1 pseudogene is annotated in these 241 nt (G+C 38.2%); it reads right to left on the bottom strand.

Features of this window, described 5'->3' with window-relative positions:
- Positions 1–114 (bottom strand): annotated as a pseudogene (locus P6709_RS20275) (hypothetical protein); the annotation flags it as partial.
- Positions 115–241 lie beyond the last annotated feature (127 nt).

Genomic DNA, 241 nt, shown 5'->3' on the forward strand with positions numbered 1-241 from the left:
AATCGCATTCTGATAAACTTCAAACGATTTTGCCTTTTCATTTTTCATAAGGAAATAAGATTCAGCAATCAGCTGCATATCAGCGTATTCTATGCCGTTATGAACCATTTTCACTGTCAAAAGGAAATCAGGAACTGTCTGTTTATGCGGAAATTGTCAGGCTTTTAGTGGCAATCTGTATAACCTAAAGGGGAAAGGCAGGAAGATTCCTGGAGGAAATGAATCGTGCTTGAGACTCTAT

Origin of the sequence: Jeotgalibacillus sp. ET6 (genome assembly GCF_029667115.1) — a bacterium.
Taxonomy (GTDB): Bacteria; Bacillota; Bacilli; order Bacillales; family Jeotgalibacillaceae; genus Jeotgalibacillus.